Source organism: Pseudomonas sp. LBUM1660, from assembly GCF_059695935.1.
This window is the reverse complement of sequence record NZ_CP166795.1, coordinates 1,202,379-1,227,747: the sequence shown is the minus strand read 5'-3', so window position 1 is coordinate 1,227,747 and position 25,369 is coordinate 1,202,379. Positions and strand designations below refer to the sequence as shown.

The window sequence follows — 25,369 nt, the reverse complement described above, 5'->3', positions numbered from 1 at the left end:
GCCAAACAAGCAAACGTATCAGACAGCCCGCAGGGCAGAGCCGCCGAAAAAGTTGGCGCATTATCCTGTGATTGAGTGCGCCTGTCACTGCGCATGCTCAAGCAGGCGGGGAATGCGTTGAAGATCGTACAACCGAGGGTTGTCAGGCGCAGGGAGCGAGGTTCAAACTGCGGCCTTTGTCGCGGGCCGAGACCTGCGTCTTTCTATCTATAAGCAAGCGTCTGTGCGCCGCCGTTTTTGCCCGCGCACGTTGACCATTCATTCAGGGACCCGGACATGGAACTGGTTGTAAAGAGCGTTAGCCCAGAAACGTTGAAGACCGCCACTCTGGTGGTCGCCGTCGGCGAAGGCCGCAAGCTCGGCGCCGCTGCCAAACAACTCGACGAACTAAGCGGCGGCGCCCTCAGCGCTGTACTCAAGCGCGGCGACCTGGCCGGCAAAGTCGGCCAGAGCCTGTTGCTGCACAGCCTGCCGAATCTCAAGGCCGAACGCGTTCTGCTGGTCGGCGTCGGCAAGGACGAAGAGCTGGGCGACCGCCCGTTCCGTAAAATCATCGCCGGCGTCCTCAACACCCTTAAAAGCCTGGGCGGCACCGACGCCGTGCTGGCGCTCGACGAAATCGTGGTCAAGGGCCGCGACAGCTACGGCAAGACCCGCCTGCTGGCCGAAACCCTGGTGGATGGTGAATACACCTTCGACCAGTTCAAGAGCCAGAAAGCCGAACCTCGCGCCCTGAAGAAAATCACCCTGGTGACCATCAAGGCTGCACAGGCCGAAGTCGAGCGCGCCGTGGCCCACGCCACTGCGATTGCCAACGGCATGGCGTTCACCCGCAACCTGGGCAACCTGCCGCCGAACATCTGCCACCCGACATTCCTCGGTGAGCAAGCGAAGAACCTGGGCAAAGAATTCAAAAGCCTGAAAGTCGAAGTCCTTGATGAGAAGAAGATCAAGGACCTGGGCATGGGATCGTTCTATGCCGTGGGCCAGGGCAGCGCCCAGCCACCGCGCCTGATCGTCATGCAATACAACGGCGGCAAGAAATCCGAGAAGCCGTATGCACTGGTCGGCAAAGGCATCACCTTTGACACTGGCGGCATCAGCCTGAAACCGGGCGCCGGCATGGATGAAATGAAGTACGACATGGGCGGCGCAGCCAGTGTGTTCGGCACCCTGCGTGCCGTGCTCGAGCTGAAACTGCCAATCAACCTGGTGTGCATCCTGGCTTGCGCCGAGAACATGCCGAGCGGCAATGCTTCGCGCCCAGGCGACATCGTCACCACCATGAGCGGCCAGACCGTGGAAATCCTCAACACCGACGCCGAAGGCCGTCTGGTGCTGTGCGATGCCCTGACCTACTCCGAACGCTTCAAGCCGCAAGCGGTGATCGACATTGCGACCCTGACCGGTGCGTGTGTTGTCGCGCTGGGCTCCCACACTTCGGGCCTGCTGGGCAACAACGACGAGCTGATCGGCCAACTGCTGAGCGCCGGCAAGTCCGCCGACGACCGCGCCTGGCAACTGCCGCTGTTCGATGAGTATCAAGAGCAACTGGACAGCCCGTTCGCCGACATCGCCAACATCGGCGGCCCGAAAGCCGGCACCATCACCGCCGCCTGCTTCCTGTCGCGCTTCACCAAGAACCTGAACTGGGCGCACCTGGACATCGCCGGCACCGCATGGACCAGCGGCGGCAAGGACAAGGGCGCCACTGGCCGTCCGGTTCCGTTGCTGACCCAATACCTGCTGGACCGCGCCAAAGCCTGAAACCGATGACCTCGGGCTGCGTTGCTTTCGAGTGACGCAGCCCCGGGCTCAGGAACCGCAATGACCAAAGTCGACTTCTATATCCTGCCCAGCGCTGATCCATCGGCACGGCTGGATTTCGCCTGCAAACTCACCGAAAAAGCCTGGCGCATGGGCCACCGCATTTACCTGCATTGCAGCGATGCCGCCCAACGCGAGGATCTCGACGCGCGTTTGTGGGCCTTCAAGGGCGAAAGCTTCGTGCCTCACGGTCCTGCCGAAAGCGAGCCGGATAGCTTGATTGTCCTGGGCCTTGGCGATGACTGCGGTCCGCATCAGGATCTGCTGGTCAACCTTGACCTGAAAGTCCCGGCCTTTGCCAACAAGTTCGCCCGCGTAGCGGAAGTGGTGGTGGAAGATCCGACGATTCGTGCGGCGGCGCGGGAGAGTTTCCGTTTCTACCGCGAACAGGGCTATCCTCTGCAAGATCACCGTTTACAGCGACTCTGAGCATTCCGATGGACACTCCAAAACCGCAACAACAGTCCGCGCACCTGCTGGACGACCTCGAGTCGATCCGTCAACTGCTCGGCGATGACAACCTGCAACCGCCACTGCTGACCGACACGGTCAATGACGGTGATCAGGAACAGATTCCGATGTTGTTCGACTCCGTCAGCGCTGCGTCGCAGACCGTCGAACCGACACCCCCCGCCCCGGCCGCGCAACCGGCACCCGCGGCCAGCAAAGGCCCCGACGCCTTGCTGCACCTGGACAGTGAACTGCGCGCGGCAGCGCAGTTGATCATGCAAGACGTGATCGACGACTTCGCACCGCATATCGAAACCGAGATCAAGCGCCGGCTGGATGCGCGGATGGAACGGTTGCTCAGCCAGTACGAATAACACTGAGTCGAGCGGGCTTCTGTGGCGAGGGAGCTTGCTCCCGCTCGGTTGCGAAGCAACCGCAAAACCTGAACACACGGTGTACCTGACACACCTGACTTGCTGTTGTCGGGGCCGCTTCGCGCCCCAGCGGGAGCAAGCTCCCTCGCCACAGGATCATTCCACATTTGATCTGCGCCCGGTCCGCCCCTGCTCGCCCTCTGCCCCATGCCCCGCTATACTTGCCGGCTTTTCCTGAATAAATGCCAATAGGGTCCCGCCGCGCATGGATAAGACCTACCAGCCGCACGCCATTGAAACTTCCTGGTACAACACCTGGGAGTCAGAGAATTACTTCGCCCCGCAAGGCGCGGGCGAGTCCTACACCATCATGATCCCGCCGCCGAACGTCACCGGCAGCCTGCACATGGGTCACGGCTTCAACAACGCGATCATGGACGCACTGATCCGTTTCCGCCGCATGCAGGGTCGCAACACCCTGTGGCAACCGGGTACCGACCACGCCGGTATCGCCACGCAAATGCTGGTGGAACGCCAACTCGAAGCCCAGGGCCAGAATCGCCACGATCTGGGCCGGGAACAATTCCTCGAGAAAGTCTGGGAGTGGAAGGATCAGTCCGGCGGCAACATCAGCCGTCAGATCCGCCGCCTCGGCTCATCCGTCGACTGGAGCCGCGAGCGCTTCACCATGGACGACGGTCTCTCGGAAGCGGTTAAAGAAGCGTTCGTTCGTTTGCACGAAGACGGCCTGATCTATCGCGGCAAGCGTCTGGTCAACTGGGACACCAAGTTGCACACGGCAATTTCCGATCTCGAAGTGGAAAACCACGACGAGAAAGGTTTCCTGTGGAACCTGAAATACCCACTGGCTGATGGCGCCAAGACCGCTGACGGCAACGATTATCTGATCGTCGCGACCACTCGCCCGGAAACCATGCTCGGCGATGCCGCCGTCGCGGTTAACCCGAACGATGAACGCTACAAAGCCCTGATCGGTAAATTTGTCGAGCTGCCGCTGATCGGCCGCCGCATCCCGATCATCGCCGACGATTACTGCGATCCTGAATTCGGCACCGGTTGCGTGAAAATCACCCCGGCCCACGATTTCAACGACTACGAAGTCGGCAAGCGCCATAACCTGCCGCTGCTGAACATCTTCGACAAGAACGCCGCCGTACTGCCGGCCTGTCAGGTGTTCAACCTTGACGGCACGCTCAACGAAAGCATCGACGGCACGCTTCCGGCCGAATACGCCGGTCTGGACCGTTTCGAAGCGCGCAAGCAGATTGTGGCTGCCTTCGATGCCGCCGGCTTGCTGGTCAGCATCGACGATCACAACCTGAAAGTGCCGAAAGGCGACCGTTCCGGGACCGTTATCGAGCCGTGGCTGACCGACCAGTGGTATGTATCGACCAAGCCGTTGGCCGAGCCGGCCATCGCTGCCGTTGAAGACGGCCGCATCGCCTTCGTGCCGAAACAGTACGAAAACATGTACTTCTCGTGGATGCGCGACATCCAGGATTGGTGCATCAGCCGACAGCTGTGGTGGGGCCACCGGATTCCAGCCTGGTACGACGAGTCGGGCAAAGTCTATGTCGGCCGCGATGAAGCCGAAGTACGTGCCAAGAACAACCTCGGCCCGGACGTTGCGCTGCAACAGGACAACGACGTTCTCGACACCTGGTTCAGTTCGGGCCTGTGGACGTTCTCCACACTCGGCTGGCCTGAGCAGACCGAATTCCTGAAGAAATTCCATTCCACCGATGTGTTGGTGACTGGCTTCGACATCATTTTCTTCTGGGTTGCCCGGATGATCATGCTCACCATGCACCTGGTGAAGAACGAAGACGGCACGCCGCAGGTTCCGTTCAAGACCGTTTATGTTCACGGTCTGGTCCGCGATGGCCAGGGCCAGAAGATGTCCAAGTCCAAGGGCAACGTCCTGGACCCGCTGGACATCATCGACGGTATCGAGCTCGAAGAGCTGGTGCAGAAACGCACCTCCGGCATGATGCAGCCGAAACTGGCGAAGAAGATCGAGAAGCAGACCCGCGACGAGTTCGCCGACGGCATCGCCAGCTACGGCACCGACGCCCTGCGCTTCACTTTCTGCTCGCTGGCGTCCACCGGCCGCGACATCAAGTTCGACATGGGCCGCGTCGAAGGCTATCGCAACTTCTGCAACAAGATCTGGAACGCCGCGCGCTACGTGCTGGACAAGGGAGAGGACTGCGGCCAGAACGGCGAAGCCTACGAGTTGTCCCTGGCGGATCGCTGGATCATCTCGCAGCTGCAACGCACCGAAGCCGAAGTGACCCGTCAGCTCGACCAGTTCCGTTTCGATCTGGCCGCACAAGCCTTGTACGAGTTCATCTGGAACCAGTATTGCGACTGGTACCTGGAGCTGTCCAAGCCTGTACTGTGGGACGAAAACGCGCCAGTCGAACGTCAGCGCGGCACCCGCCGCACCCTGGTTCGGGTGCTGGAAGTTGCCCTGCGTCTGGCGCACCCGTTCATGCCGTTCATCACCGAAGAAATCTGGCAGCGCGTCGCGCCGCTGGCCGGTATCGAAGGCAAGACGATCATGCTGCAACCTTGGCCAGTGGCCAATGAAGCGCGCATCGATCAGGGTGCCGAAGATGACATCGAGTGGCTGAAGACGCTGATGCTCGGCACGCGCAACATTCGCGCCGAGATGAACATTGGCCCGGGCAAGCCGCTGAACCTGTTCCTGAAAAACGTCAGTGCCGAAGATCAGCGTCGTCTTACCGAGAACGAAGCCCTGCTGAAGAAGCTGGCTCGCCTCGAATCGATCACTGTGTTGGCTGCCGGCGAAGAAGCACCGCTGTCCGCCACCGCACTGGTGGGCGAGATGGAAGTGCTGGTGCCGATGGCTGGCCTGATCGACAAGGACGCCGAACTGGCGCGCCTGGACAAGGAAATCCTGCGTCTGCAGGGCGAAGTTCAGCGGGTGGGCGGCAAGCTGTCTAACGCCGGTTTCGTCGACAAGGCCCCGGCCGAAGTCATCGAGAAGGAACGCGCCAAACTGGCTGAAGCAGAACAGGCTTTGGGCAAGCTGGCGGAGCAGCATGCGCGGATTGCCAGTTTGTAACGGCAAATCGCAATGAAAAAGGGAGGCCCTTGTGGCCTCCCTTTTTTGTGCCCGCCCTTTTCGCTTTCTGTAGGAGCGAGGCTTGCCCGCGAAAAACGATAACGCGGTGTACCTGATTGACCGTGTCGCGGCCTTCGCGGGCAAGCCTCGCTCCTACGGGATCCCCGCGCAGCCATTGTCTGTGGGACAATACCCGCCACTTTCAGCCATACCCGAATCGACCACACCCATGAACGCCCCCCGCACACCCCGCCCTGCGCGTAAAAAGCCTGACTCCGCGACCCCGGCCAAAGCCGTTGAGCCGCGCGAAAAGGCCAGCCTGCACCCGCGCAATCGCCACCAGGGTCGCTACGACTTCCCGTCGTTGATCAAAACCACGCCGGAACTGGCGAAGTTCGTGATCATCAACCCTTACGGCAAGGAAAGCATCGACTTCGCCAGCCCGGATGCGGTGCGGGTATTCAACCGAGCGCTGCTCAAGTCGTTCTACGGCATCGCCCATTGGGACATCCCGGCCGATTACCTGTGCCCACCGGTTCCGGGCCGTGCCGACTACGTGCACTTCCTGGCCGACCTGCTGGCCAGCGTCAACGACGGTGAAATCCCTCGCGGTGCGCCGGTCAAGGTGCTCGATATCGGCATGGGCGCCAACTGCGTCTATCCGTTGATCGGCTACAGCGACTATCGCTGGCACTTCCTCGGTTCGGAAATCGACCCGACGGCGGTGGCTGCAGCCAAAGCCATCGTGCAATCCAACGGTCTGAACAAAGCCATCCAGTTGCGTCAGCAAAGCAATCCCAAGCACATTCTGCTGGGCCTGCTCGAACCCGGCGAACGCTTTGACCTGACCATGTGCAACCCGCCGTTCCATGCCTCGATGGACGAAGCGACCAAAGGCAGCGAGCGTAAATGGCGTGCTCTGGGCCGCGCCGACCCGAAGCGCAAACTGCCGGTGCTGAACTTTGGCGGTCAATCGGCCGAACTGTGGTGTGAAGGTGGCGAAGCACGCTTTGTGACGCAACTGATCGCCGAGAGCGCGCATTTCCAACACAAAGTGCTTTGGTTCAGCACGCTGGTGTCGAAGGCTTCGAACCTGCCTTCGATCCAGACGGCGCTGAAAAAGGCCGGTGTTCTGGAAAGCCAGGTCGTGGAAATGTCTCAGGGCCAGAAGCAAAGCCGCTTTGTCGCGTGGACCTTCCAGACCAAATCCGAGCAACAGGTCTGGCGCGAGCGCTGGGTAAAGAAAAGCTGAGTAACTGACCGACGCAGATCAAAATGTGGGAGCGGGCTTGCTCGCGAAAGGGCCATAACATTCAGCATCAATATTGAATGTAAGACCGCTTTCGCGAGCAAGCCCGCTCCCACAATGGGTTTAGCGGTGTATGCGGGAGCACCTCTAAATCGCAGACACAAAAAAGCCGTGCCCGGATTGCTCCGGAGCACGGCTTTTTTTACTGCGTCTTACTTGTTAACAGCGTCGGTCAGGCCTTTGGCCACAACCAGCTTGATAACTTTCTTGGCAGCGATTTCGATGGCAGCGCCAGTCGAAGGGTTACGGCCGGTACGGGCTGGACGCTCAGTCACTTTCAGTTTGCCGATACCTGGCAGAGTGATTTCGCCGCCGTTTTCCAGCTGATCGGCAACGATTTGGCCCAGTTGGTCCAGAGCGTTACGCGCGGTGGTTTTTGGCGCGTCGATAGCTTCAGCGATGTCGGCGATCAGTTGGTCTTTAGTAAGAGCCATGTAGTGTTCCTTCCCTATCAAATTCATATGGATTGCAGAGTGCAGTGTCAGCCATCGAGCCCGATCTTCTGGATCTGGCACCCTCGGCCAATAACCACGGGATCGGGGTTATAGATACCGAAATCAGGGTTTGGTTCGACCTGACAAATGCTGAATGCACGCTTAACGCAGTGACTTCGCGTAAGACGGGGCAAAACTAGCACAGAGACGGGGAAATATCCGCCTCTAGCTACCCATTTGGTCAGCTTTATTGCTCTAAAACGGGAAAAAACTGCATAAGGTCCGTCGCACGGCTGCGAATTACCCTTCGAGCCGCGCCAAAACCAGTGGTTGCGGTACACTTGGCACTTTTTGGGGGAGCACGCCCTCCTCTCTTCAACCAGCCGAGAAGCCCATGCCGATCCGTCATTGCATCGTCCACCTGATCGACAAAAAACCCGACGGCACACCCGCAGTTCTCCACGCCCGCGACTCTGAACTGGCCGAGTCGAGCGCCATTGAGAACATGCTTGCCGACCTCAACGAAAGCTACAACGCCAAACAAGGCAAGGCCTGGGGTTTCTTCCATGCCGAGTCCGGGGCGCATCCGTTCAGCGGCTGGCTGAAGGAATACCTCGAGGGCGGCAAGGATTTCACGGCGTTCAGCCGGGTGGCGGTGGAACACCTGCAAAAACTGATGGAAGAGTCGAACCTCTCTGTGGGCGGCCACGTGCTGTTCGCGCATTACCAGCAGGGCATGACCGATTACCTGGCGATCGCCCTGCTGCACCACAGCGAAGGCGTTGCAGTGACCGACCAGCTGGACGTGACCCCGTCCCGACACCTGGATCTGGGCCAGTTGCACCTGGCGGCACGGATCAACGTCTCCGAGTGGCAGAACAACAAACAATCCAGGCAGTACATTTCGTTCATCAAAGGCAAGAACGGGAAAAAGGTGTCGGAGTATTTCCGCGACTTTATCGGTTGCCAGGAAGGCGTCGATGGCCCGGGCGAAACCCGCACCTTGCTCAAGGCCTTCAGTGATTTCGTTGAAAGCGAAGATTTGCCGGAAGAGTCCGCCCGCGAAAAGACCAAGACCCTGGTCGATTACGCCAGCAGCCAGGCCAAGCTCGGCGAGCCGATGGGCCTGGAAGAACTCTCCGAACTGATCGACGAAGAGCGCCCGAAAGCCTTCTACGATCACATCCGCAACAAGGATTACGGCCTGTCTCCGGAGATCCCGGCGGATAAGCGCACCTTGAACCAGTTCCGTCGCTTCACCGGCCGCGCCGAGGGTCTGTCCATCAGCTTCGAAGCGCACCTGCTGGGCTCGAAGATCGAATACGACGAAGAGGCCGGCACACTGATTATCAAGGGCCTGCCCACTCAATTGACTGATCAGCTGAAACGGCGCAACTGATGCTGAACGGCGTGCTGAAGAAATTCCTGCTGATCCTGTTGGTGGTCGTGGTTTACCAGAACTGGGGCAAGATCGAGCGAGTGTTCAATCCGAGCCAAGTGGTGTCCGAGCAAACCCAGGCCAAGGCCAGCGTCGTGCTCTACGCGACCGATTGGTGTGGCTACTGCAAACTGACCCGGCGCTTTCTCGATCAGAAAGGCATTCCGTACAAGGAATTCGATATCGAGAAAGACGCCGAGGCGCGCAAGGCCTATGAGGCGTTGGGTGGCGGCGGGATTCCGATTATCGATGTGAACGGGACGTTGATTCGCGGGTACGACCCCGATGCGATCCTCGCAGCCCTCAAATAGCTGATCAGGCCCACAATCCTTGTGGCGAGGGAGCTTGCTCCCGTTGGACCGGTCCGCGTTCGGGCGCAGCAGTCCCTTTTTTGGGGCCGCTTCGCAGCCCAGCGGGAGCAAGCTCCCTCGCCACAGGTTCAAGCCAGTCCACCCATCCGTGAAGTAGGCTACTTCGCTTCGATACGGAAACCAAACCGCGGAAAGTGCACATGCACCACACCGCACCGTTCGTCGTCACGACGCAGAATCAACTCCTCTCTCCCCGCAAACAGCAACTCACCCGCCACCGGATCAACGCCGTAGTCCGTTGCCGCGATGACCACTTGCTGGCCAGCCTCAAACCCATTCGGCTCATCGAACTGCTCATCTGGTAACGCGGCCGGTGTGGCATGTCGCGCAACGTCCAGCGCTTGCTCGGACGCCATCTCACTGAACGCGCCATGCCCGAACCCCATCACGCGACCCAACCACGCCGACACCGCCGGATAAGCATCCACCAGTGGTGAAGTCACGGGCGTGGCCTTGAGGAACCACATCGGATGGGCCAGCGCAAAGTCGGCAATCGACGGCTCGCCGAACAGAAAGTCTCCGCGCTCGCGCTGAAGCTGCTGCTCCAGGCGCGCCATGAGGGTTGGCCATTGGTGACGGGCTTGCTCGGTGGATAACTTTGTCGCGCTGCCCCCGCTGAAGAGTCCGGCGCGATCAGCCAGAAACGCCTTGATCGCTTCCGGCGGCAGGCTGGCGAAACGCACTGCTATCGATTCCGGTTGAAATACCAGGCTCACGGCATGCTGGAACACCACCGAATCGGCCCAGGCGGCGAAGGTCGCGGCTATCATTTCCTGACCTTCCGGGAAGAACGCCGGCAAGGCTTTCTCCTGCTCCAGACGACGGGCAATCAGCGACGTGTCGCAATAAATATCCGCGCCAATCTGCAATACGGGCGTCTTGCGGTAGCCACCGGTCAGGGCGGTCAGATCAGGTTTTGGCATGATCGGCGCGATCTTCACCGAGCGCCAGGACAGCCCCTTGAAACCCAGCAGCAAGCGGGCCTTTTCGGCGAAAGGGGACGTCGGGTAATGATGAAGAATTAACTCGGACATGCTCGGCTCCGCCGCACGGATAAGGAACCCGCAGCTTAGCGCGCAATCCAGGGGCAGCCTACAGATCTGCCTGATGGGCACTTATCAGTCAGGTTGATAAGCCCGCGGCAGCGCTGGCGACCAGGCATTCCTTGGCGCTTTTCCTGAGTTTTTTGATCAAGCGTTCCTGACGCAGTGCTTCGCCTTTGTCGCGGCAGACTTCTGTGTAGACCAAAGCCACAGCAGGGCTGGAAAGGAAGAAGCGTGCGCCCTTGCCACGTTGGTGGGTAGCGAAGCGGCGCACGGGATCGTCGCTGACCCCGCAGTACAGCGAACCGTTGGCCGCGCGAACGAGGTAGACGAACCAGGGTTTGCTCACCGGCGTGTCGGCGTCGACAGGGATTTCGCTGGGGGTAGTCACGTATCGATCAAGGCTTGAAAGGAAACAAGCCGCGATCTTATCAGCGACTGGCCTGGAATGCCTTCAGCCCCTTCAAGGCTTGAGCGCGAACGGCATTTTTCACCACGGGCGTCCAGCCCAGCAACAGCCCCTTGAAACCTAGCGCCTGGCGCGACCAGGCCCACAGATCGAAGCTGTCATGGTGCTCGCAGATCTTGCCGTCACGAAACACGAACTGCGCCTGAATATCATTGACCACCGTGTTGCCGGTCTGGCTGAACAGATAGGTCGCGACCCAATGCGCACCGCCGGTGCGGTCCTCGGCTCGAACATTGTCGAACGTCAGGGAAAAATCCTTCGCCCGAGTCGTGAGCATGCGCCACATGTCGCCGGCATCGCGGCCTCGCAGTTCGCCGAAGGCCGGATCACTGAACACCACGTCATCGGTGTAGCAGGCGCTCATGGCCTCGGCATCCAGCCGCTGGAAGGCTTGATAGAACTGGGTGATCAATGCGCGGTTGGCATCACTCATGGGCAGGCTCCGGACGTTTGAAGAATTGCCTGCACGATAGTCAACAAATGCGCGGAACACTATCGGTATTCGTGGCGGGAATACCCTGAGGTGCGCCGTCACCTAATGCACCATGCCGCTGTCCCGGGCGTAGGCAAAAAGGTCTACATCCGTGGAGATGCCCAGCCTCTGCATCGCCATGCTTTTCTGTTTGCTGATAGTCGACACGCTGCGTTTGAAGTAGGTCGCAATTTCACTGACGGTCATGCCGCTGGCGAGCATTCTCACCACTTCATGTTCTTTGGCCGACAGCGAAGGGGAATGCGACTGAGCCGCGATGTCTGCCTGAGCCAGCGCCGTACGCAACGACTTGCTGATAAAACGCCGTCCCTCACCTACCGACTTGATTGCCTGGGGTAGCTCTGTCGCCGAGGCATCCTTGGCGACGATCGCCATCACGCCCTGAGCGAATGCCACTCTTAGCGTCGCAACGCTGGCAAACATGGTGACCAGAATGATCGGCGTCGAAGCGTAGTGACGTCGAACCGTGTTCAGCATCTTCAGTCCGTCGGCCTGTTGGTTGCCCGGCATGGAGAAGTCCGTGATCAACAGATCACACGGTGTGGTTGAGAGAAGGCTCAACAGGCTGTCCGGGCCATCGGCCTCACCCACGACCACACACGTCCGGCTTAGATTGATGAGCATCCGTAACCCGATGCGGACGACAGGATGGTCGTCAGCAATAATTACGCGCATTGTCGGATTTATCCTGTTTGGTGACTGGAATATGCGAAAAATAACGCCGTCCTATTCCGACCACAACGACCAATCTCGACCGAATACCACCCTCCCCCAACGTATCCGGGGCCCTGTCCTTTCTCTGATAAAACAAAAGGAACCGCCCTACGTTTTAAAGCTACGCAGCTCACACCAAAAGACTACAGACAACACTTCGCACGATGACGATCTGTAGCCCGCCATGACCTTTCCTACCCCCGGCCAGCCTTTTTCGTATTAGTTGCATTCCGCCCGGCTACCTCGACCGATAGATTGCGCCCTGCCTGCACAGGGCAAACTCCTCAACAATCTTTCATCAAGGAAGAGCCGACGCATGAATAACAACATCCCCCTCCTGACAGCTGCTTTGCTTTTGACCGGCGCGGTGCCGGCGTTCGCAGCGTCCACTACCGAACTGAGCGTGACGGGCACCATCACTCCGGTGGCCTGCACACCTACTCTGGCCAATGGCGGCGTCGTCAATTACGACAAGATTTCGGCAAAGGACCTGAAGCCCACCTCCCACACCCGACTCGAGGACCAATCCATTCAGCTCACCATCGACTGCGATGCACCAGCGCAGTTTGCAATCAGTGTCTCCGATAACCGCAAGAACACAGCGAGCGTGGGCAACTCGGCCTTCGGTCTGGGTTTGATCAACGTGAATGAAAAACTGGGCTCTTACCAATTGAGCTTCATCAACCCGGTCGGCAATGTCCCGGTGAACTCGATGTATTCGAGAAACAAAGGCGACACCTGGAGTCGGCTTGACGCTGACTCCGCGATTTTTCCGACGGACTGGGTCGGGTTTGGCAACCGGATCGACAGTAATTGGACACCCGATTTCCTTCAGACCGTGACGGTGGATATTGCACTGACAACCCTGATTGCCCCCGCCAACAACCTGACCCTGACCGACAAAGTGAATCTCGACGGCTCCGCAACCCTGCAAATCGAGTACCTGTAACTCGACTTCATTTAACGGGCAGCGTGAGCAATGCGGCGTTGCCCGCTCATTCAAAGGATTAACGCTCATGGACAGAAGCTCCCTTGCGCTTTGGCCGCTCCTGTTGATCACCTGCGCACCCGCGGTTTTCGCCGCCAGCAATGCCGGGTTGAGCATCACCGGGTTGATCACCCCTGGCGCTTGTACACCGACCCTGTCCAACGGCGGCATCGTTAGCTACGGCAAACTGACGGTGAAGGATCTGAATCCAGACCAGCCCACAAGCCTGCAAAACGGCACGCTTTACCTGGAGGTGAACTGCGAAGCCGCCACTCTGTTTACCCTGACGACAATCGACAATCGTGATGGTTCTTCGGCTATTCACCCCAGTCACCATGGACTGGGCGTGATCAACGACGATCAGAATCTTGGCAGTGTGGCATTCGGGCTGTTTGATACGGTGGCTGATAAGGCTCCGGTAAGAACCATCATGTCCCGTAACGACGGTGCCAACTGGCGGGTCTCCTCCTACCTGGGACATGCCGCCCTGACCTCGTTCGCGGAGCTGACGGACCTGACCTCACCGATCGCCATTAAAAACCTGAACGCCCGGCTCACGGCGTTTACCACCATCGTTCGCGCGAACGACCTGACGCTGAACGACGAAATCCCCATCGACGGGCAAGTCACCGTGCAGCTGAATTATTGACAGGCCGGTGTTCCCGGCACCTATTTATTCGACCACTCAACGAGACACGTCATGACGTTGTTTTCATCTGTCACCCGCCCTCTACTCCTTGGCGGGATCGGTACACTCGCCTTCTTGCTGACCGCACCGGCCCAGGCCGACGGCATGGTTCCGAACACATCGGTGGTCATCGTCAACGAGGCCGACGGCGAAGCGTCCGTTTCAGTCACCAACACCGATGCCAACCTGGCATTGATGCATGTCACCCTCGAAAACATCCCAGAGGACAGCGAGCCCCTGGTGTTCGTGACGCCACCGCTGGCACGCGTCGAAGCCGGCAAAACCCAGTTGGTCCGGTTCATTCTGCAAACGGAAAAGCCCCTGCTGACTCAGCGATTGAAGCGGGTGATCTTCGAAGGCATCCCCCAAGGCAAACCGGCCGCAGAGGCTGGCCGGGCACGGGTAGGCGTGACCGTGCGCCAGAACTTGCCGGTGATCCTTCACCCCAAAAGCCTGCCGCCCAATCGCAAGCCGTGGACCGACCTGCAATGGTCGCTGAGCGACGGTCAACTGACCGTGCGCAACGACACCCCTTACGTGGTTCGCCTCAGCCAGGAAGTGCAATTACTGCCTTCCGGCGGCAACGCGATGTTGCCGAAAACCTACGTGCTGCCGGGCGAGCGCATCAGCATCAAGGCACCTGAAGGGGCCGCCACTCAGGTGCGCTTTCAACCGGCGACCGTCTATGGCTTTGCGGTGCAGCATTACGAGGCGCCGCTCCGGTCCTGACACCCACCTGAGAATGAGCGCCGACGTTTCAGGGCGACGGCCGGTTGGCCGTTGCCACAGGCGTGTCCGCAACCCCGACGCGCCGCTATAACTCCAAGTGAACCCGATGAACACAGTATCAACTTACCGTGACGGCGAAGCCGTGCCCGTCATTCGGGCCGCCACTCGCCCTGAACTTTTGTGGCGGCGGACCACGATGGCGATGCTGCTGAGCAACATGCTGATGATGCTCGACGCTCATGGAAACGTGTCATTGCCAACGTCGTTCGACAAAGACACGTTGCTGCAGCGGGGAATCGATCCGGGATTGGCGACGTCGCTGATGCAGGCACCGCAATTCACCGCAGGCCGGCACCCGGTCACGCTCACCGTCAACGGCCAGCGCCTCGGCCGGGTCGATGCCACGTTCAACCGTGAAGGAGACGTGTGCTTCGATCGCGTCCTGCTCGATGCGGCGAACCTGAACGTGCCGACCCGCCTGCTGAACGAGGGTCGGTGCCACGACTTTCTCGGCACCTCACCGCAGACCGTCATCGAACCTGACCCCGCCAGCCTTGCCCTGTCGTTGATCGTCCCCACCGATGCGCTACGTCCCGCCGTCCGGGATTTTTCCACCTATCAAACAGGCGGCATGGCCGGTTTGCTCAATTACGACGTCACCGGTTTGCACAGCCGTTCCGGCGACCGTTCAAACCGCTACGCCTCGGCCAACACCGAACTCGGTTTCAATGCCGGCGACTGGATCGTGCGCAGTCGTCAGGTGCAGACCTGGCAGGACGATGCTTCCCGAACGACACCGGTCGCGGCCTACGCCCAGCGCACCTTCGCCAGTCAGGAGGCGGTGCTGCAAGCGGGTCAGATCAACCTCTATAACCCGGTGCTGGCCGGTGCCCGGATCACCGGTGTGCAGGTGCTGAATGAGCAAGCGCTGCAGGTCGAGGGGCAAGGTGCGGTCATCGAAGGTATTGCCAACAGCCAGGCGCAGGTCGAGGTTCGCCAAAACGGTACGCTGATTCATTCCACCGTGGTGCCCGCCGGCCCCTTTGCGCTCGACAATGTGCGACGCCTCAACACCCGCTCCGATGTAGAGGTCACCCTCAAGGAAGCCGATGGCAGCGAACGCAGCTATGTTGTCCCCGCCGCGATGCTCGGCATCGGCTTGCCGGCGCCCGGTTATTCGTTGGCCGCCGGCCGAGTGCGCGGTGCTGGCGAGACACAGGGCGGCGAGCCGTGGGTGATCAGTGGTGGCTGGAGTGGTGCACTTCACCCGCAAGTCTTGTTCAGCACAGGCCTGACCGGTGCCGCCGACTATCACGCAGCGGCTGCCGGCGTGGGCTTGTTGCCCACGTCCGCGACACAGGTTCAGGCCACCCTGACAGGCACCGCCGCCCGTGGCGAGACTGCTCGGCAGGGACTTCAGGCTGCCCTGACCGTATCGCACCGTTTGAGCGAACAGTGGGCGCTCAATGCCGCAGGCTCTTACCGCACCCTTGGCTACCGGGAACTGGAAGATGCGGTGTTCGACAGCCCCTGGGACAACGATGAATCCACTTACCGCGACCAGCAAAGCGCCGCCCTGTCGTGGTCCCACCCATGGCTAGGCGCCTTTAGCAGCGGTTTCAGCCGCTCCCGTTCATTCGACGGCCAAAGCAGCAGCCGCGCGCTCGCCTCCTGGGGTAGCAACATCGAGGCGGTGTCTGTGTCCGTGACGGCCGAATGGCAGGTCAGCGGCAAGGACCGCAGCGATGACAGCGTCTACCTGAACCTGAGCATTCCATTGGGTGAGAACCGTCGGGCGCGCTCCTGGGTGCGCAGCGCCTCAGGTGAATACCGCAGCGGTGTGGGTTTGAGTGAGCAGATCAACGATCAACTGGCTTACCGACTTGGCATTGAACACGACACGCATGACAGACAGGTGCAATCCACTGCCGGTATTTCGCTGTTACCGCGCTACAGCCAACTGGACCTGAACTACACCCGCGCCGACGCCGAGCGTTCCAGCTATCAGGCCAGCGCCCGTGGTGGCGCCGTGTTGCACGGCGGTGGCGTGACGCTGTCGCCTTATCCAGTGAGCGACACGTTTGCGCTGTTGTCGGTAGGCAATATAGGCGCCATCAAAGTGGCAACACCCAGCGGCCCGGTCTGGACCGACTGGCAAGGTCAGGCCGTGGTCCCGCAAGTGGCGGCTTATGGTCGCAGCGCAGTGGAGGTCGACACCAAAACCCTGCCGCGCAATGCCGATATCCACAACGGGATGGCGGTGATTTCTGCCGGTCGCGGTGCCGTGGACAACATCGAGTTCGGCATCAGCCTGACCCGCCGCGCGCTGCTCAAAGTCACCACCAACGGCGCCCCCCTGCCGAAAGGTGCAGCCGTGAATACCGAAGATGGCGAGTTCGTCACCCTGGTGCAGGACGGTGGCCTGGTTTTCCTGCCCAACGTTCTGGACTCACGCGCACTGTGGATCTCCGCGCCTGGGCTGGATCGCTGCGAACTTCAGTTTGAACTGCCGGCCGCCCCCGACACCCAGGCGTATTACGAAACCGCCCCCGCCAAGTGCCAAGCGCTCTGAGAATAACGCCATGAACCTGTTCCGCTATTTGCTATTGCCACCCACCCTGTTACTGAACGGATTCGTTTCGCCCGCCTGGGGATACTCTGACGACTGCCAGTTCAACCTGAGCCAGCCGGTGCTGGATTACGGGCTGATGAACAGGGCAATTCGCCCCGATTCAACACCGGAGCGGAACCTGGGAGAACGCCAGCTGAACCTGAGCCTGAACTGCTCACAACCCATCGACATGACCCTGTTCTATCGAGCCATGGCCGCGACGGCCACCCGCTTTCACTTTGCCGAACGCGGCAGCTACCAACTGCGCATTCGCGACGCCGTACTGGATGGTCAGGTGGTCGATCTGGGGTTGGTCGGCGGTAGCGGCCAGCCACCCACAGAATCAGCGCGCAACCTGATTTGGCGACCCGGGTTCGGGATCACTCCGGTGCAGGCCGGCGTGCCGATACAGGGCCGACATTTCTCGGCACAGCTTGAGCTGACGGCTTGGGTCAAAGACCAAGGGATGCAAGTACGTGAAGCGGTCACCTGGGAAACTTCCGCTGTGTTCGACGCCGTCGCTGCCGGGCGCACCCAGGAGGTGATCTTGCGTGCCCGCTTCGCGCCTGCGGCCTGCGAACCGGTGTTGTCCAACGGCGGCGTGGTCGACTTCGGGAAGCTGTCAAAAAAAGACCTGAACCCTGACCAGAGCACTCGCCTGCCTCCCCGTTCTCTGACGTTAAGAGTGGGCTGCGACGCGCCCACTTCATTCGCCCTGATCATGCACGACAACCGCGATGGCACGGCGACCATCAGCAGCGAGATCGACTATGGCCTCGGCAGGGACCACCGCAATAACAGGATCGGCCGGTATTCACTCAACGTCGACCCGGCTAACGCCAGCGCCGACCGTTTCGCCCGTCTTTTACGCACCGACTCCACCACCGGTGGCATGACCTGGAACAGCGCCAGCGCCAACCCGATCCCCCTCGCCAAGACAAGTTACCTGGGGTTTACCGACGGCGCCGGCAGTAACTCTGGCCCGGTGCTGATCCAGAACCTCAGCACCACGGTGACTGTCGACGCGGTCATCGCGCCGGCCAACAGCCTGGAGTTGAGCAGCGCCATCGACCTCGATGGCTCGGCGACGGTCGAGATTGTTTACCTCTGACATCGGCTCAGACTTTTTCGCTTTCAACCTGAACGTACAACGAACGCCCGGCGCCGAGGCCGGCGATGATGGCGCCAAGACCGATCACGCCGAAGATCCAGCCCAGCGCGGTCCAGCCGCCCGTCCAGTCATGCACGATACCGACCGCGAATGGCCCCATGGACGCCAGGGTATAACCGAATCCCTGGGCCATGCTCGACAGGTTGGCGGCCACATGGGAATCGCGCGAGCGCAGCACGATCAGGGTCAACGCAAGACTGAACGCACCGCCCTGCCCCAGACCGAGCAGGATCGCCCATCCCCACAGGCCTTCGATCGGCGCATAGAGACAGCCGAACAGTCCGCCGAGTGTCAGCAGCATGACCACCACAATCGCCAGCCGCTGATCCTTGCCGCGCGTCGCCAACCAGGGCGCCGCCAGAGAACTGGCCAACTGCACAATCACCGAACCGGAGAGCACGAGACCGGCCTGGGTCGGTGTCAGGCCGCGACCGATCAGGATCGATGGCAACCAGCCAAAGACGATGTACGCCAGGGATGATTGCAGCCCCATGTACAACGTGACTTGCCAGGCCAGCGGATCACGCAACAGGCCGCGAACCCGATAGGCGACGTTGTGTGCACCGTGTTTCTGCCCGACTTGCGGTAACCAGAAAACCGCCGCAACCAGCGCAGGCACGACCCAGAAACCGAGGCCCAAGGCCCAGCTCTTGTCGAAATGTTCGCTCAACGGCACCGTCGCACCCGCCGCCATCGCCGCGCCCAGACAAAGAGCCATGGTGTAGACGCCGGTCATGGCGCCGGCCTGTTTCGGGAAGTCGCGCTTGACGATGCCCGGTAACAACACACCGATCACACCGATGCTCGCACCGGCCAATACACTGCCGGCGAACAGGCCGACCTCACCGAATGAACTGCGCAGGATGATACCGCCGGCCAGCATCAGCAGAATGCCCAATACCACGCGCTCGGCGCCAAAACGTCGCGCCAGCAAGGGCGCCAGCGGAGCAAACAAACCGAGGCACAGGACCGGCAACGTTGTCAGCAGTCCGGCCTGGGACGCCGACAAGCCGAGGGTCTTGGAGACTTCGCTGAGCATCGGCGCCATGCTCGACAACGCCGGGCGCAGGTTCAGCGCGACCAGAATCAAACCCAGCAGCAACAGCCAAGGACGACGCAGGATTGGATGCTGCTGCTGGACCTCTTCGTCATCGGCCTCGGCGTCGATCAGCAGCTCTTCGAGTTCTGCTGTGCGCTTGGGTTGAGTGATGTTGCTGTTGCTGCTCGACATGGAATTCTCGGTTTCAAGGTTCATTGATCAACTGCCTCGACAGGGCTTTGGCCCGTTCCGGGTCGCGTTGTTCGACGGCATCAAGCAGCTCGATATGAAGGTCGAACACTTCTTGGCGTCGGGGAGTGATGTTCAAGGTCTGGCGCAATTGCGCGCCGACGATGCTGGAGAAATAGCGATACAGCTCGCTGAGGGTCGGGTTGTGCGCGGCGTCCACCAGACGGCGGTGGAACACCAGATCGCAGGCAATGTAGCTGTCGAGATCGCCGTGATAGTGGCTGCCGCTGACGCCCAGCGCTTCGCGCAACGCCACCAGGTCCTCGTCAGTTCTGCGCAAGGCCGCGAGGCCGATAGCTTCGACTTCAAGGATGTGCCGGGTCTCGCGGGCCTGTTCGTGGGAGCAGCGGGACAGGGCCTTCATGGTATCCAGCGGATCGATCACCGCCCGCAAGTAACTGCCGTCGCCCTGACGGATTTCGATCAAACCGGAAAACGCCAATACACGCATGGCTTCACGCACGGTGTTGCGGCTGATGCCCAACTCGGCGGACAGCTCTGGCTCGGTAGGCAAACGCTGGCCGACCTGCCAAGTGCCAGCATTGATGCGTTGGCGCAGTTGATCCAGGGCCTGATCGACCAGGGATCGCTTAACGAGTGGTGAAATGTCTGACATAGGATTCGCCCTTTCATCCAATCATAGGATGAATTTTCTGACATGTTAGTCAGCTTCACGTAGGACGGCAACCGCCTAAGGTCAGAGGCAGGGAAATGGAGCGGGATTTTCGATTAGTAAAAATTACCCTTTAAGGGTAATTTCAGGGATAGGGTTTTTGGTTTCTTATGGAAAAGAGCACACCCCATTACGACTTGGCGGTGGTCAAGGCGGAGGTTGTCAGGCTAGGCAAAAAGGCATTCACCCGGCGGGCTCTCGAATCGGGCAATGACATGGGTTTCACCCTCTGGCAAATGATCCAGGCGATCTGTGAACTGGAGCGCCGAATGCTCTTCAAATCCATGACCACCTATGTCGACCACAGAGTCTGGCAAGACGTTTATCACACGAAATTTCATGGAATGGAGATTTACATAAAAGTGTCTTACCGCCCCGGCGGTGGACATCCAGTAGTCTCCTTCAAGGAGAAAAATCTATGAGAACGCAGCAATGCGTCAACTGCGGCACTCACGATGGAATGGGACACTTCGAAGGACGTACCCTCTCCGTCAATTACAAACAGATGTCCCGACTTGTTAACGATCTTGCAGGCTGGGAGTGCAGAGTCTGCGGTGAAATAGAATTCGATCATGACACCGACAGCGCCGACCGTTATTCGGATGCCGGCGATCAATTGCTCGCAGACTGCTTGCAACTGATCGGCTCTGAAATAAAGCGTATCCGCCGCAAACTCCACCTCACGCAAAAGAACGCAGTGAAGTTGCTGTCCGGCGGTGGGAACAATGCCTTTTCGCGGTATGAGCGTGGTGAGCTGCCTTTGCCCAAACCGTTGCTCACACTGATGCAGTTGTTGGATCGTCATCCCTATTTGCTGGCTGAAATTCAAGTCTTGAACGAAGGTGCCGCCCTCAAACAACTATTGGTCGCCCGTCATCCGGAATTTGAAGCGGCACTCACCTCCTGACCCCGAACCCCAGACAAAAATAAACCCGGAACACTGTCCGGGTTTATTTCACTGCCAAGCGTCGATCAATGCAGGATCTGGCTCAAGAACATCTTCGTCCGCTCATTCTGCGGGTTGTCAAAGAAGTCGTTCGGCGCTGCCTGCTCGACGATTTCACCCTTGTCCATGAAGATCACGCGGTTGGCCACGGTGCGGGCGAAGCCCATTTCGTGGGTCACGCAGAGCATGGTCATGCCGTCTTCGGCCAGACCGATCATGGTGTCCAGAACCTCTTTCACCATTTCCGGGTCGAGTGCCGAAGTCGGTTCGTCGAACAGCATGATTTTCGGTTTCATGCACAGGGCGCGGGCAATCGCCACACGCTGTTGCTGGCCGCCGGACAGTTGCCCCGGGAATTTATGCGCCTGCTCCGGAATGCGGACGCGCTCCAGGTAATGCATGGCGATTTCTTCGGCCTGGCGCTTGGGCATCTTGCGCACCCACATCGGTGCCAGCGTGCAGTTCTGCAGGATGGTCAGGTGCGGGAACAGGTTGAAGTGCTGGAACACCATGCCGACTTCACGACGGACCGATTCGATCTGCTTGAGGTCGTTGGTCAATTCCACGCCATCGACCACGATGCGACCCTGCTGGTGTTCTTCCAGACGGTTGAGGCAACGAATGGTCGTCGACTTGCCGGAACCCGACGGGCCGCACAGGACGATTCGCTCGCCCTGCTTGACGTTCAGGTTGATGTCTTTCAGCACGTGGAACTGGCCGTACCACTTGTTCACGCCCTGCATCTGAATAATGCCTTCAGGGCTCACAGGCTTTTTGATTGCTTCGCTCATTACAGAACTCCTAACGCTTGTGGCCAGTGTCGAGCTTGCGTTCCAGATGCATGGAATAGCGCGACATACCAAAACAGAAAATCCAGAACACCAGGGCCGCGAACACATAGCCTTCGGTGGCCATGCCCAACCATTTCGGGTCGGCGGCGGCTTGTTTGACGCTGTTGAGCAGATCGAACAGGCCGATGATGATCACCAGGCTAGTGTCCTTGAACAGCGCAATGAAGGTGTTGACGATGCCAGGAATCACCAGCTTCAGGGCTTGCGGCAGAATCACCAGGCCCATGCTGCGCCAGTAACCGAGACCCATCGCTGCGGCCGCTTCGTACTGACCTTTGGGAATCGCTTGCAGACCGCCACGCACCACTTCGGCGACGTAGGCCGACTGGAACAGGATCACGCCGATCAGTGCTCGCAGCAGCTTGTCGAAGTTCATGCCTTCAGGCAGGAACAACGGCAGCATCACCGAGGACATGAACAGCACCGTGATCAACGGCACGCCGCGCCAGAATTCGATGAAGGTCACGCAGACCACTCGAATCGCCGGCATGTTCGAACGACGGCCCAGCGCCAGTACGATACCCAGCGGCAACGCACCGGCAATACCGACGGTGGCGATCACCAGGGTCAGCATCAAGCCGCCCCATTGGCTGGTCGCCACCTGGGTCAGGCCGAAAACGCCACCATGCAACAGGCACCAGGCAATGATCGGGTACAGCACCAGGAAGCTCAGCCCGTACACCGCTTTACGCGGGAAGCGCGAGATGAACAACGGTGCCACGCCGATGACTGCCAGCCACACGGTCAGGTCCACGCGCCAGCGCAGGTCCACAGGGTAGTAGCCGTACATGAACTGGCCGAAGCGCTGCTGGATAAACACCCAGCAGGCGCCTTCCTTGGTGCAGTCGGCCTGGGAGGTGCCGACCCAGTTGGCGTCGAGGATCGCCCACCCAAGGATCGGTGGAACCACCAAGTAGATGAGGTAGAACGCAAACAGGGTCAGCAGCGTGTTGAGCCAGCTGGAGAACATGTTGGCGCGCATCCATGCGATCACACCGATGCTGCTGCTCGGTGGGGGCATGTCAGGTTTGAAAGTATGAGTACTCATGCGCTTTTCCTTACCGCTCGATCAGCGCAATGCGCTTGTTGTACCAGTTCATCAGCAGGGAAATGCTGATACTGATCGCCAGGTACACGCTCATGGTGATGGCAATCACCTCGATCGCCTGCCCGGTCTGGTTCAGCACCGTACCGGCAAACAACGACACCATTTCCGGATAACCGATACCGGCCGCCAGCGAGGAGTTCTTCGCCAGGTTCAGGTATTGGCTGGTCAGCGGGGGAATGATCACGCGCAGGGCTTGCGGGATGATCACCTTGCGCAGGGTCGGACCGTTGCGCAGGCCCAACGAGTGCGCCGCTTCGGTCTGGCCGTGGCTGACCGACTTGATGCCCGAACGCACGATCTCGGCGATGAACGCCGCGGTGTAAACGGTCAGGGCCAGGGTCAGCGCCAGCAGTTCCGGGATCAACACCCAGCCACCGACGAAGTTGAAGCCTTGCAGCTTGGGCATTTCCCAGTGCACCGGCGCGCCGAAGATCAAGGCGCCCAGCGCCGGAATCACCAGAAACAGCGCCAGGCCGACCCAGAATTTGTGGAACGGCACACCGGTCGCTTCGAAACGCTTGTTGGCCCAGCGGCTCATCAGCACGATGGCGACAATGGCCACGACGACACTGACCACAAACGGCCAGAAACCGTCCGCAGCCAACGCTGCCGGCATATTCAGGCCGCGGCTGCTGACGAAGAAGGTGTCGCCGAAGTTGTGGCTGTTGCGTGGCCCCGGCATGGTCAGGAACACCGCGAAGTACCAGAACAGGATTTGCAGCAGTGGCGGAATGTTGCGGAAGACTTCCACATAAACAGTCGCCAGCTTGGCAATGATCCAGTTCTTCGACAGCCGTGACACACCGACGATGAACCCGAGGATCGTCGCCAGGATCACGCCGATGAACGTCACCAGCAGCGTGTTGAGCAAGCCGATGACAAACACCCGGGCATAGCTGTCCGATTCGGTGTAGTCGATCAGGTGTTGAGCGATGCCGAAACCGGCACTGCGCTCCAGAAAGCTGAAACCGGAGGTAATGCCCCGGTGTTGAAGGTTGGTTTGCGTGTTGTCGAACAGGTACCAGCCCATCGAGACCACCGCCACAATGGTGATGATCTGAAATAGCCACGCACGCACTTTGGGATCGCTGAGGCTGAGCCTCTGCTTTGGTGCGCCGATTGAATTTTGCATGAAGTGCCCCGGATGTAATGGAACAGAACATCACCCGGTGGTTGGCCCACCGGGTGATAGAACCATCAGCGCACTGGTGGTGCGTATTGAATGCCGCCGTTGTTCCACAGAGCGTTCAGCCCGCGGTCGATGGCCAGTGGAGTGCCCTTGCCGAGGTTTTTCTCGAACACTTCACCGTAGTTACCCACTTGCTTGACGATCTGCACGACCCAGTCTTTCTTCACTTTCAGGTCTTTGCCGTATTCACCGTCAGCGCCCAGCAGACGAGCAACGTCCGGGTTCTTGGTGGATTTGGCTTCAGCTTCAACGTTTTTCTGGGTGATACCCATTTCTTCAGCGTTGACCATGGCGAACAGGGTCCACTTCACGATGCTGAACCACTCTTCGTCGCCTTTACGCACGACTGGGCCCAGAGGCTCCTTGGAGATGGTTTCCGGCAGAACGACGTAGTCGGTCGGGGTCGCCAGCTTGCTGCGTTGTGCGTAGAGCTGGGATTTGTCGGAGGTCAGCACGTCGCAACGACCCGATTCCAGCGACTTGGCGCTTTCATCGGAGGTGTCGAAAGTGATCGGGGTGTATTTCAGACCGTTACCGCGGAAGTAGTCGGAAACGTTCAGCTCGGTGGTGGTACCGGCTTGAATGCAGATGGTGGCGCCGTCGAGCTCTTTAGCGCTTTTCACGCCCAGCTTGTTGTTCACCAGGAAGCCGATGCCGTCGTAGTAAGTCACGCCGGCAAACACCAGACCCATGCCCGAATCGCGGGAGCTGGTCCAGGTGGTGTTACGCGACAACACGTCGATTTCGCCGGACTGCAGCGCGGTGAAGCGCTCTTTGGCGTTCAACTGGCTGAACTTGACCTTGGTCGCATCGCCGAAAACGGCAGCGGCCACAGCGCGGCAGACGTCAGCATCGATACCGATGATCTTGCCAGTGGAGTCCGGAACCGAGAAGCCCGGCAGACCGTCACTGACACCGCACTGTACGAAACCTTTCTTCTGAACTGCATCCAGGGTTGCACCCGCCTGAGCGAACCCGCTGACACCAAGCACTGCAGCTGCAGTCACGATAGCCAGGGTGGATTTCAACATCTTCATTCAAACCTCCAGTTTTGCTCTTGTTGTGTCGGAGCGTGAGTCCAGTCGCACCCTTA

At 59.7% G+C, this 25,369-nt stretch carries 25 protein-coding genes; 14 read left to right on the top strand and 11 right to left on the bottom strand.

The genetic code is table 11. The annotated features are described in order from the left end of the window. Window positions 1-276: 276 nt before the first annotated feature. The 5 genes from ACA068_RS05615 to rlmF all read left to right on the top strand — a co-directional run bounded on the left by ACA068_RS05615 (window position 277) and on the right by rlmF (window position 7,015). On the top strand, window positions 277-1,767 hold the full coding sequence (locus ACA068_RS05615; protein ID WP_497308258.1) for a leucyl aminopeptidase: 1,491 nt from the start codon (window positions 277-279) through the stop codon (window positions 1,765-1,767). A gap of 60 nt (window positions 1,768-1,827) precedes the next feature. Continuing rightward, window positions 1,828-2,256, top strand: a complete 429-nt coding sequence (locus tag ACA068_RS05610) for a DNA polymerase III subunit chi (protein ID WP_401329889.1) — start codon at window positions 1,828-1,830, stop codon at window positions 2,254-2,256. A gap of 8 nt (window positions 2,257-2,264) precedes the next feature. After that, a complete protein-coding gene (locus tag ACA068_RS05605; protein WP_497308255.1) occupies window positions 2,265-2,651 on the top strand; it encodes a DNA polymerase III subunit chi in 387 nt (128 codons plus the stop codon). Between the two features lie 265 nt (window positions 2,652-2,916). Further along, complete coding sequence (locus tag ACA068_RS05600; RefSeq protein ID WP_497308253.1) at window positions 2,917-5,763, top strand: valine--tRNA ligase; 2,847 nt, start codon at window positions 2,917-2,919, stop codon at window positions 5,761-5,763. 229 nt (window positions 5,764-5,992) lie between these two features. After that, a complete protein-coding gene (rlmF, locus tag ACA068_RS05595; protein WP_497308251.1) occupies window positions 5,993-7,015 on the top strand; it encodes a 23S rRNA (adenine(1618)-N(6))-methyltransferase RlmF in 1,023 nt (340 codons plus the stop codon). A 209-nt stretch (window positions 7,016-7,224) separates the two neighbouring features. Here the strand turns inward: rlmF and ACA068_RS05590 are convergent, their stop codons facing one another. Then, window positions 7,225-7,506, bottom strand: coding sequence for an HU family DNA-binding protein (locus tag ACA068_RS05590; RefSeq protein WP_007905514.1), 282 nt, complete (start codon window positions 7,504-7,506; stop codon window positions 7,225-7,227). Window positions 7,507-7,900: 394 nt separating this feature from the next. Here ACA068_RS05590 and yejK point away from each other — a divergent pair, with 394 nt between their 5' ends. Further along, window positions 7,901-8,905: a nucleoid-associated protein YejK gene (yejK, locus tag ACA068_RS05585; protein ID WP_219095810.1), complete on the top strand. Its 1,005-nt coding sequence runs from the start codon at window positions 7,901-7,903 to the stop codon at window positions 8,903-8,905. Then, on the top strand, window positions 8,905-9,255 hold the full coding sequence (locus tag ACA068_RS05580; RefSeq protein ID WP_497308249.1) for a glutaredoxin family protein: 351 nt from the start codon (window positions 8,905-8,907) through the stop codon (window positions 9,253-9,255). Before yejK ends, ACA068_RS05580 begins: the two co-directional genes overlap by 1 nt. Window positions 9,256-9,413: 158 nt before the next feature. Here ACA068_RS05580 and ACA068_RS05575 read toward each other — a convergent pair whose 3' ends face one another. The 4 genes from ACA068_RS05575 to ACA068_RS05560 form a co-directional block, all read right to left on the bottom strand. Continuing rightward, window positions 9,414-10,349, bottom strand: a complete 936-nt coding sequence (locus tag ACA068_RS05575; RefSeq protein ID WP_497308247.1) for a glutathione S-transferase family protein — start codon at window positions 10,347-10,349, stop codon at window positions 9,414-9,416. 88 nt (window positions 10,350-10,437) lie between these two features. Next, a complete protein-coding gene (locus tag ACA068_RS05570; protein ID WP_497308245.1) occupies window positions 10,438-10,749 on the bottom strand; it encodes a GIY-YIG nuclease family protein in 312 nt (103 codons plus the stop codon). Between the two features lie 40 nt (window positions 10,750-10,789). Next, window positions 10,790-11,260 carry a nuclear transport factor 2 family protein gene (locus ACA068_RS05565; protein ID WP_497308243.1) on the bottom strand — a complete coding sequence of 157 codons (471 nt, stop codon included), beginning with the start codon at window positions 11,258-11,260 and terminating at the stop codon, window positions 10,790-10,792. A gap of 102 nt (window positions 11,261-11,362) precedes the next feature. Then, window positions 11,363-11,995 (bottom strand): response regulator, encoded by a 633-nt coding sequence (locus ACA068_RS05560; RefSeq protein ID WP_497308241.1) that lies wholly within the window; start codon window positions 11,993-11,995, stop codon window positions 11,363-11,365. Window positions 11,996-12,350: 355 nt separating this feature from the next. Between ACA068_RS05560 and ACA068_RS05555 the strand changes: the two genes are divergently transcribed. The 5 genes from ACA068_RS05555 (at window position 12,351) to ACA068_RS05535 (ending at window position 18,161) form a co-directional block, all read left to right on the top strand. Beyond that, a complete protein-coding gene (locus tag ACA068_RS05555) occupies window positions 12,351-12,983 on the top strand; it encodes a DUF1120 domain-containing protein (protein ID WP_497308239.1) in 633 nt (210 codons plus the stop codon). A 67-nt stretch (window positions 12,984-13,050) separates the two neighbouring features. Further along, window positions 13,051-13,671 (top strand): DUF1120 domain-containing protein, encoded by a 621-nt coding sequence (locus ACA068_RS05550; RefSeq protein WP_497308237.1) that lies wholly within the window; start codon window positions 13,051-13,053, stop codon window positions 13,669-13,671. Window positions 13,672-13,722: 51 nt separating this feature from the next. Further along, the gene (locus ACA068_RS05545; RefSeq protein WP_497308235.1) at window positions 13,723-14,439 is read left to right on the top strand and encodes a fimbria/pilus chaperone family protein; all 717 of its coding nucleotides are present in this window, start codon (window positions 13,723-13,725) and stop codon (window positions 14,437-14,439) included. A gap of 106 nt (window positions 14,440-14,545) precedes the next feature. Further along, window positions 14,546-17,011, top strand: a complete 2,466-nt coding sequence (locus ACA068_RS05540; protein WP_497308233.1) for a fimbria/pilus outer membrane usher protein — start codon at window positions 14,546-14,548, stop codon at window positions 17,009-17,011. Between the two features lie 10 nt (window positions 17,012-17,021). Next, a complete protein-coding gene (locus ACA068_RS05535) occupies window positions 17,022-18,161 on the top strand; it encodes a DUF1120 domain-containing protein (protein ID WP_497308231.1) in 1,140 nt (379 codons plus the stop codon). A 7-nt stretch (window positions 18,162-18,168) separates the two neighbouring features. On the opposite strand, the gene ACA068_RS05530 is transcribed toward ACA068_RS05535, so the two are convergent. Continuing rightward, the gene (locus ACA068_RS05530; RefSeq protein WP_497308229.1) at window positions 18,169-19,476 is read right to left on the bottom strand and encodes a CynX/NimT family MFS transporter; all 1,308 of its coding nucleotides are present in this window, start codon (window positions 19,474-19,476) and stop codon (window positions 18,169-18,171) included. Further along, window positions 19,466-20,125 (bottom strand): FadR/GntR family transcriptional regulator, encoded by a 660-nt coding sequence (locus ACA068_RS05525; RefSeq protein ID WP_497308227.1) that lies wholly within the window; start codon window positions 20,123-20,125, stop codon window positions 19,466-19,468. Before ACA068_RS05525 ends, ACA068_RS05530 begins: the two co-directional genes overlap by 11 nt. Before the next feature lie 167 nt (window positions 20,126-20,292). Between ACA068_RS05525 and ACA068_RS05520 the strand changes: the two genes are divergently transcribed. Further along, window positions 20,293-20,604 (top strand): type II toxin-antitoxin system MqsR family toxin, encoded by a 312-nt coding sequence (locus tag ACA068_RS05520; protein WP_497308225.1) that lies wholly within the window; start codon window positions 20,293-20,295, stop codon window positions 20,602-20,604. Further along, on the top strand, window positions 20,601-21,089 hold the full coding sequence (locus tag ACA068_RS05515) for a type II toxin-antitoxin system MqsA family antitoxin (protein WP_497308223.1): 489 nt from the start codon (window positions 20,601-20,603) through the stop codon (window positions 21,087-21,089). Before ACA068_RS05520 ends, ACA068_RS05515 begins: the two co-directional genes overlap by 4 nt. A gap of 65 nt (window positions 21,090-21,154) precedes the next feature. Here the strand turns inward: ACA068_RS05515 and ACA068_RS05510 are convergent, their stop codons facing one another. The 4 genes from ACA068_RS05510 to ACA068_RS05495 all read right to left on the bottom strand — a co-directional run bounded on the left by ACA068_RS05510 (window position 21,155) and on the right by ACA068_RS05495 (window position 25,313). After that, entirely contained in the window at window positions 21,155-21,919 is a 765-nt protein-coding gene (locus tag ACA068_RS05510; RefSeq protein ID WP_007944823.1) for an amino acid ABC transporter ATP-binding protein, read from the bottom strand. Between the two features lie 10 nt (window positions 21,920-21,929). Then, complete coding sequence (locus ACA068_RS05505; RefSeq protein ID WP_497308221.1) at window positions 21,930-23,027, bottom strand: amino acid ABC transporter permease; 1,098 nt, start codon at window positions 23,025-23,027, stop codon at window positions 21,930-21,932. Between the two features lie 10 nt (window positions 23,028-23,037). Further along, window positions 23,038-24,219, bottom strand: coding sequence for an amino acid ABC transporter permease (locus tag ACA068_RS05500; protein ID WP_497308219.1), 1,182 nt, complete (start codon window positions 24,217-24,219; stop codon window positions 23,038-23,040). 65 nt (window positions 24,220-24,284) lie between these two features. Next, the gene (locus ACA068_RS05495; RefSeq protein WP_497308218.1) at window positions 24,285-25,313 is read right to left on the bottom strand and encodes an amino acid ABC transporter substrate-binding protein; all 1,029 of its coding nucleotides are present in this window, start codon (window positions 25,311-25,313) and stop codon (window positions 24,285-24,287) included. Window positions 25,314-25,369 lie beyond the last annotated feature (56 nt).